The 7,655-nt window shown below is 63.1% G+C and carries 5 protein-coding genes; 3 read left to right on the top strand and 2 right to left on the bottom strand.

Translation table 11 applies throughout. The annotated features are described in order from the left end of the window. A partial coding sequence (locus ACH2EI_RS21480; protein ID WP_395161529.1) for a hypothetical protein occupies positions 1-1,514 on the top strand: 1,514 nt, incomplete at its 5' end. Positions 1,515-1,542: 28 nt separating this feature from the next. Here the strand turns inward: ACH2EI_RS21480 and ACH2EI_RS21475 are convergent. Beyond that, positions 1,543-5,256 carry an acyltransferase family protein gene (locus ACH2EI_RS21475; RefSeq protein ID WP_395161527.1) on the bottom strand — a complete coding sequence of 1,238 codons (3,714 nt, stop codon included), beginning with the start codon at positions 5,254-5,256 and terminating at the stop codon, positions 1,543-1,545. Between the two features lie 255 nt (positions 5,257-5,511). Between ACH2EI_RS21475 and ACH2EI_RS21470 the strand changes: the two genes are divergently transcribed. Next, positions 5,512-5,880 (top strand): hypothetical protein, encoded by a 369-nt coding sequence (locus tag ACH2EI_RS21470; protein WP_395161525.1) that lies wholly within the window; start codon positions 5,512-5,514, stop codon positions 5,878-5,880. On the opposite strand, the gene ACH2EI_RS21465 is transcribed toward ACH2EI_RS21470, so the two are convergent. Further along, a complete protein-coding gene (locus ACH2EI_RS21465; protein ID WP_395161523.1) occupies positions 5,798-6,655 on the bottom strand; it encodes a 2OG-Fe(II) oxygenase in 858 nt (285 codons plus the stop codon). The genes ACH2EI_RS21470 and ACH2EI_RS21465 overlap by 83 nt on opposite strands. Positions 6,656-6,837: 182 nt before the next feature. Here ACH2EI_RS21465 and ACH2EI_RS21460 point away from each other — a divergent pair. Beyond that, a partial coding sequence (locus ACH2EI_RS21460) for a glycosyltransferase family 2 protein (RefSeq protein WP_395161521.1) occupies positions 6,838-7,655 on the top strand: 818 nt, incomplete at its 3' end.

The following is a 7,655-nucleotide window of genomic DNA, read 5'->3' as shown; positions in this document are numbered from 1 at the left end:
GGATCGCAGGAGCGATTGGAGCCGTCTACAGCCTCACCGGGCTGATCGAACAACCCGGCCCGAAACGTGCGCTCGCAACAGGCTGCTGGGCCATGGTCGCGATCCTGTCGCGGACCACGAGCGGCTGGGCATGCGCGATCACGATCCTGATGGTCGCTGCCTGGTTCGCTCTGGGTCGACGCGGGCCGACCGCCCGTAAGTGGTGGTGGGCCGCCGCTCTGGCGGGCGCGCTCCCGCTCATCGCCGGCGCTTCGGTCAACTACGCGAAGTTTCGACATCCTTGGTTGTTTCCGCTCGACAAGCAGGTGTGGACCCAGCTCAGCGAACATCGCCGCGATGCGCTCGCGGCCAACGGCGGAGGCCTGGTCAACCCGAGGTTCTTCACCACCAGCCTCGTGAACTACCTCCGGCCCGACGGCATCCGCTTCACGACGATCTTTCCGTACATCACGCTTCCGGCAGAGCCCGCCCGAGCGTACAACGGCGCGTTCCTCGACCAGACCTACCGGACCGGAAGCATCACGTCCTTCATGCCAGGGCTGTTTGTACTCAGCATCACCGGGATCGTGGTCACATTTGCTCGCCGAGCCGATGAGCGGCTGCGGTGGCTCCGGTTCCCGATTTTCGCCGCCCTGGGTATCACTGGTGGCGTGATGTTCTACGGGTACGTCTCGCATCGCTACACCGCCGAGTTCTTCCCAGTTCTGGTGATGGCGGGTGGCGTCGGAGCAGTCGTCCTGCTCGGTCGCGTCGACGCTACGCACCCGGTTCTCCGCCGCACAGTTGTCATGGTGAGCGCCCTCGTCGTGATGTTCAGCGTTGCTGCGAACACGGCGGTGTCTCTGCAGGGCGAACGAATCGAGGCGGGAGGCACACCGCTACGCAACTATGTCATCGTGCAGCATCGCCTGAGCGAATGGACCGGCAATCCACTCGATCGCTTCGTGAGGCAAGCCGACGACCTGCCAGACGATGCGCCCGCTGACGAACTCCATATCGTCGGCGATTGTGATGCGTTGTACCTGGCAACGGGAGATCTCTACCTGCCGTGGGTGCCGGTCGAGGTACGCGATGTCGTTCTCCAGATCGAAGTGGTCCGCGAACTTGATGAGCCAACGGGCGGTGCGAACGAGGCCGGAGTCGTGCTGGCCTCCTTCGACGGCATCGAGGACAGAGACATCGTGCTCGAACGAACAGGCGACGACCTGTACCGGATCGTCCAAGGCGTTGGTGAACTCCGGTCGGTCGGCCCAGAGTTCGAGGCGTCCCCGAGCCTGCCGTTCTATTTGACGATCACCGTCGACACCCGCAATTCGCGCTACAACGTCGAAGGGCCATTGCTCACCTTCGACAGCGTTCCTCTGTCGGGCCACGCCGGGGATTGGTACAGCTTGCCAACGTTGCTCAGAGTACGCGACGCGCCGGACGCGGTTGCAGCCGCCTACGGAATCAGCGTCACACGGTTGGTGACGGGTGTCCCGGCCCTGTGCGCCGACCTCCTCGCGGCGGTCTGAGAGCTGCGACCGTTCAGCCGGCTGTCGATCATCGGACGAGGAGTTCGCACCACGCGCTGAGTGTCGTCTCGTCCGGCGTGATTGCGGTGACGATCACCGGCGCGGTCGGGCTCTGTTCGATCGGTCGGGGCATGCCGATGTCTCCGAGCTCGACCGGCGCAGCCGTCGGCTCCGCTGCCAGGCGTTCTGGATCGTCGGTGAGTGGCAGCGTCGCGACCAATGCGCTGTTCACGATGACACGCCACACTCGCTGATCAAGGTCGGCATGCAGCCGCACCGTGACCGGACCTGACGACAGGTCGAACCAATCGGAAACGTCCTCGAGGAACGGGACTGCGCCAACGATGCGCATCCGCATTGCTCCGTCGACTTCGACGAGGATATGCGTCAAGGGCTCGTCGTCGAATCGGACGACCTCGATGCGTTGGGACGATTGAGCTCCTCGCTCTGGCATCTCCGGTCGCGCCATGACCTCGAAGGTCACATCGGCGATGCCGAGAACATTCGAGCGTTGGACCGTGCCATCGTCGGAGAGAATCGAATCGGTGGCGACCACTCCGGCGCAGTCACCGACGACGAGGAGGCGTTCAGAGGAAGCCTCCACTGGCACGTCGGTCCAGCCAGCGACTGCCATTGGCGCCATCTCGTCGATGGCATTGACGCAGGTCGGGGTCGGGAGCTGCGAGAGTATTTTCACCGTCGCTTCGAGTTCGGAGTCAGCCTGCGGTTCGACAGGCGCGAATCGCATCATGGTCTCGTCGGCCCCCGATCCAGTCAAAGCCGGGATCCAGCCGATAGTCACCCCGTCTACCGCGAGTACGAATAAGCCCGCGGGACCGTTGAAGTCGAGCCGGATGCGGTGTGTCGCGTCGGCGGCGACATCAAGCCACTCACTGCTCGCGCCCACAAAATCGACGCTGAAGCTGTACCGCACTCGGCCGTCACCGTCGGATTCAACCGAAACGACGGTCGGTGTCGGGGCAGTCGATCGAGCGAGCTCGCGACGCGCTGCCGACATGGGGCGGCGTGGATAGGTGATGTCGAGCACGAGCGGCTTGATCTCGAACAGATCCCACACGCCTTTGGCCCGGTCGCTTGCAACGTAGAGCGCGTCGCAGGCTCCGACGATCGCCATGTCACCGAATCCAGCGGACGCTGGGAGCCCACGGACGATCGCCGCCGACCGCACCGCCGCGTCGATGACCGATCCGCACGACTCAGAACGGGGTTCTGGTTCATCGATCTGCACGGTGGCACCGAGTTCTGCTGCAAAATCATTGAGGATCACCCTCGGCGCTCGAACGATCCCGCTCTCGGCTTCGACGACAGCAAGACGCGCCAGTTCTTCACCGTTTCCGACGACCACGATGTTGGCTCCATCCCGACGCACGGTCAACGGCATCCGGAGCCCGCCGAGACTGGTTTCCCACCTCCCGGATGCAATCAAGTCGGAGCCCTCGGACACTTCAAAACGCATCCGGCCGTGGCCGTCGCCAGAAAGTGAGACGACGACGGGTACCTCTCCGGCAAGGGAAGCGATCGCCACAGGGGCGTCTGCTGTCGAAAACCCGGGAACGAAGACGGCGAGTTTGAGCCACTCGTAGTAGGCGCTGTCCCATGGCGCCGAGGCATCGGGTCCGGCCGCGAACAACTCAGTGCACGACCCGCGCACGAAGATGGCATCCGCAGGCGCCACCTTCGGCAGATTCCAACCGATCGCGACGTCTGGCTGCGACAGCTGGACTGGGCCACGATCCAATGGCCCGAGCGTGGCAGCGAGTAGAGCGCCCAGTGTGACGCTCAGGACCCCGACGACGGTGAAGCGAGATCGACGTGGTGACGGGTTATCGCGGTTGGTCAGGCCCACGACGCAGGCAATCGCCACAGCACCGGCCACCAGGCCGCCGACGACCGGATGAGTGAGCGCTGCCAGTACGCCAGCTCCGACGAGGGTGAAGCCGCGACCAGCGCTTGCCCGTTCGGCAAACGCGAGGGCTGCGGCAACCGCGAACACAACAGGCGCGACAATCCAGGCCCACGATTCGGCCCGCGCGCTCGGCGAGATCGCAACGATTGCACAGGCCAATCCGATTGCCGCCCCAGCGCCAAGCACAGATGGAAGCCGGCCCTGGGTTTCGAGCCTGCGAGCAACAGTTCGCGTCACCGACCCAATCGATATGGCTGCGAGAAGCCAAGCAGCGGCCATCGAGAGGGCGCTGGCGTTCGTCGGGTGACTCCCATTCAAGACGATGAATGGGATGCGTACGATCGACGGCAAGATGTTGGCTGTGTGGAAGGTTGCCGTTTCACTTCCCGATGCGACCATTTCGGCGAGCAGGGTTCCTCGCGGCGGAACGTCGGCCAGGTTGAGAAACGAGTTTGCACGGAGGTCGAAGAATCGTTGCGATTGTCCGATGTGACCCGATGCGGGCATCAGCCGCCCCGAGAGTCCAGCGACAGCGAGCATCGAGGCGCCGACGGCGAGTCCGGTCAGCGCCATCGGCGACCACCGGCTCGGGCGATTCAGGCTCACCGCCCCCGGAGCGGACCTTCGATCAGCCTCACGACTGTCGAGCCGGCGCCGCATCCGCTGGACCGGGGCCTCGACGAGATACCACGAAGCTGTGACCGCCGCAGCTGTCACCGCCAGACCGACAATGGCCCGAACGAGACCGTTCCACTCGGCACCCAGGCGCCGGACGGCGACGAACACCGCCAAATGCCAAAGGTACAAACCGTACGAGACGATGCCCAACGCCCGCAGCGGACGCCATTCGAGACACCGGACGAGCCACGGGCGACGCTGTTGCACGCCTTCGCTGATCAACACCGCGACCATCAACGCCGTGCCGACCGCGACGAGCGTGAACCCGCCGCGGTAGTACCAGAAACTGGTCGCGTTCGGGCCGAACAATGCAGCGATGAGAAGAGCCACGGCGACGACCGGCGCCCCGCGAATCAGCACAGGGAAGCGATCGACTCGTCTGCCGCGCGCATGCAGGGACGCCACCAGCGCGCCAACGAGCAGGGCGTCGACTCGGGTGTCCGTGCGCAAGTAGGGCGTCAACCATCCGTCGGACTCAAACCGGACGGCTCGCCACACACCGACAGCAATCATGACGCTGATGAGCGCGCTCGATACGAACGCGGGTCGCCGTCGCAACGGAATGACCAAGAGGACCGCGAACGGCCAGAGCACATAGAACTGCTCTTCAATCGACAGCGACCAGAGGTGACCGAGTTCTTCGAGGAAGAACGGCCCGTCGGCGAGAGCGGCCCAGTTGGTCATGAACATCAACACGGCGACGACGCTCGTGACCATCGCCTCAGGCGTCCCCGTCACCGGGTACCCGGTGGCCACGTTGTAGACGATAACTGCGATCAGGAAGAACGCAAGTGGGGGCAACAGTCGGAACGCCCGGGCGCGCCAGAACAAGGCAAAGTTGATCTTGCCCGTCTGCTGCTGTTCGCGCAGCAAGAGGTCCGTGATCAAGAATCCACTGAGCACAAAGAACACGTCGACACCCAAGAATCCGCCCCTAAAGGCCCCGCCTTCGTACAGGAACGAGAGCGGCCAGGTCGGCCGCAGCATGCCGAGATGCAACATCACGACGACGAAGACAGCAACGCCTCGAAGACCATCGAGCGCCGGTATGCGGCCGCGGCGTTGCGCGGAGAATTGTGAATCGTCCGTGCCGGCGTCATGGACGAGCGTCGTGTTCGATCGACCCGTCGTGACCACGTCGCTACTATACTCATCGCAACGGATCACGGGCCTCATCAGCGCCATCGGCGATGGTCTGGGTCGGTCTTATTGCGGTGCTCGCCCTCTACCTCGCGTTGGTCTTCGGGTTCTTTGCGGTCGGCCACCAGAACATCACGTACGCCTTCGGGAGGTCATTCGGGATCTCGTTGCTGTGTGGAGTCACCCATCTCCTACTGATTGCGCATCCCGGGCGCAGATGTTCGTGCGCGGCCAGTCACGCTGCTGTTCCTCGTGGGGGTCCCTTGGAACATCGCCGACTTCGTTCGACTCCCAGAACGCGAGACGAACTTCGACAGCAAGAGTTTCATCCTCTGCGTTGCCGGGTGGTTGGTTCGCGAAACCGATGCGGGCAGGATCTCAAGCATCGAGGTCTCTGACGACTTTGAGTCGCTGCTCACGGTCAGCCTCGCGCTCGCTCAACGACGCGACGATCAGCCGGTCGTCGAAGAGTTCTGCCGGTTCGTCACCGCTGCTACCAACTTCGACCTCGACCTCGACCTTGACATCGGCGATCGGGTCACCGTTGGCGGTGACGCAACCGATTCACGCGGCCCAAGAGATTGCTCGCGAAGCCATCGCGCAGGTTTAATCGCCGTTTGACGACGTCATAGACACCGAGCATCTTTTTGTCGAGGTAGATCGAGGCCGCCTTGACGCCGCCGTCGTCCGGACGGGCTCGATAGTCCGTGGCCTGGGTCAGCGGGTCGCTTTCGCGCTGGAAGTAATACAGCGCCAGAGACTGGCGGCCAACATGGTCGGGACAGGTCATTGGATCCGGGTGGCCGTGGTACGAGGTCTCGTCCGTGGTGAACACCACGAGCCGGTTCCCGATCGGGGCAACCCGCTCGACGCATCGGCTGCGGTCTTCGTTCCAGAACTCCAACTCACCGCCCCAATCGGCGTGCCATTCCCGATTTAGGTACAGCAAAATGTTCACGCGGCGTCGCCAGTCGAGGTGCGTGTGATGCGATGTGAAGTCAGCGTGGAGGTTGAGGTAGCCGCCGCGGAAGCTTTGATGCAGGCCGCCGCCGTCCATTTCTGGGTCAACGAGAAGCCCGCTGAACCCGGTCAGTTGTTCGAGGTATGCAACAAAGCGATCTGAGGTGAGCTCGCGGGTGATCCTGCGCAGCGTTGCATCCCAGGCGTCGGGTTCCTGGCTTGCGTACTTGCGCTCGTTGACGTGGAGATAGCTCTTCCAGGAGGCATCTTCTATCGGCGGGAACCCGCTGCACGCCCGCTCGAATGCGCCTTGATCCAGCAGCCCGTCCAGCACCACATGCGGAAACGGGGCAGCTGAGGCGTAGCGCTCGCGGTCGGCGGCGAGCGTCGATTCGAGCCGAGCGAATTGGACCACTTCTGTCTGCGATTCAGTCAACTCTGTCCCCTTCCAGAACCAGCCATACCTTGGCGAGCGTGGGAAATATACAGTTGTGTGATTGCGCGTGTCCAAATTCATACGCGGTTAGAATCTGGTCTGTGCGGAAGTATCTCAAGCGAGCGACGCGGCGATAAATGAGCGGGTCGAAACTGCTCATCTTCATTCCTGCTTATGATGCGATGCTTCACATTGAAAGCGTGATCGGGCGAATTCCTCGCGACCTTCAGCCCGAGTTCGACCCGACGATCGTGATTATCGACGACGCGTCGAGTGATGCGACTGCCACCGTTGCAAGTCGCGCGCTTGAAGCGAGCGACCTCACCTATCCCTGGGAGGTCCTGGCCAACCCGTTGAACCTCGGGTATGGCGGCAACCAGAAGCTCGGATACCGGTACGCCATCGCGCATGGCATGGACGTCGTGGTGATGATCCACGGTGACGGGCAATACCCGCCTGAGGCCACCGCCGCCATCGCTCGCGCTGCCCTCGGCGCCGGTGCCGCATTCGGTTCGCGGTTCGGCAAATCCAACGGTGCGCGTGCCGGCGGCATGCCGCGCTACAAGTACGTGGGCAACCAACTCCTCACACGCCTGCAGAACCGACTGCTGTCGACCGACCTGACCGAGTTCCACTCTGGCTTCCGCGCTTACTCGGTGAACACGCTGCGCCAGATCCCATTCGACCTGTGCGCGAACGACTTCCACTTCGACACTGAGATTTTCATCCAGTGCATCCGCCTCGGCATCGACATCGCCGAGTTCTCGATCCCGACGCGCTACGGCGACGAGGTCTGCCACGTCAACGGGATTCGCTACGCCCGCGCGGTCGTCGGTCAAAGTGTCAAGTCGAAGTTGCAAGAGTTCGGCTTGTCCTACGAGCGCAAGTACGACATCCATCCGCCCGACGATCCGTACGAGTCAAAGATCGGTTTTGACTCGCCATCAGAATCTGCGCTCGATGCCGTCCCCGATGGATCCCGGGTCGTTGACTTCGGGTC

Origin of the sequence: Ilumatobacter sp., assembly GCF_041688325.1 — a bacterium.
Classification (GTDB): domain Bacteria; phylum Actinomycetota; class Acidimicrobiia; order Acidimicrobiales; family Ilumatobacteraceae; genus Ilumatobacter_A.
The sequence above is the reverse complement of the archived record's forward strand: the minus strand, read 5'-3'. Positions and strand labels throughout refer to the sequence as shown.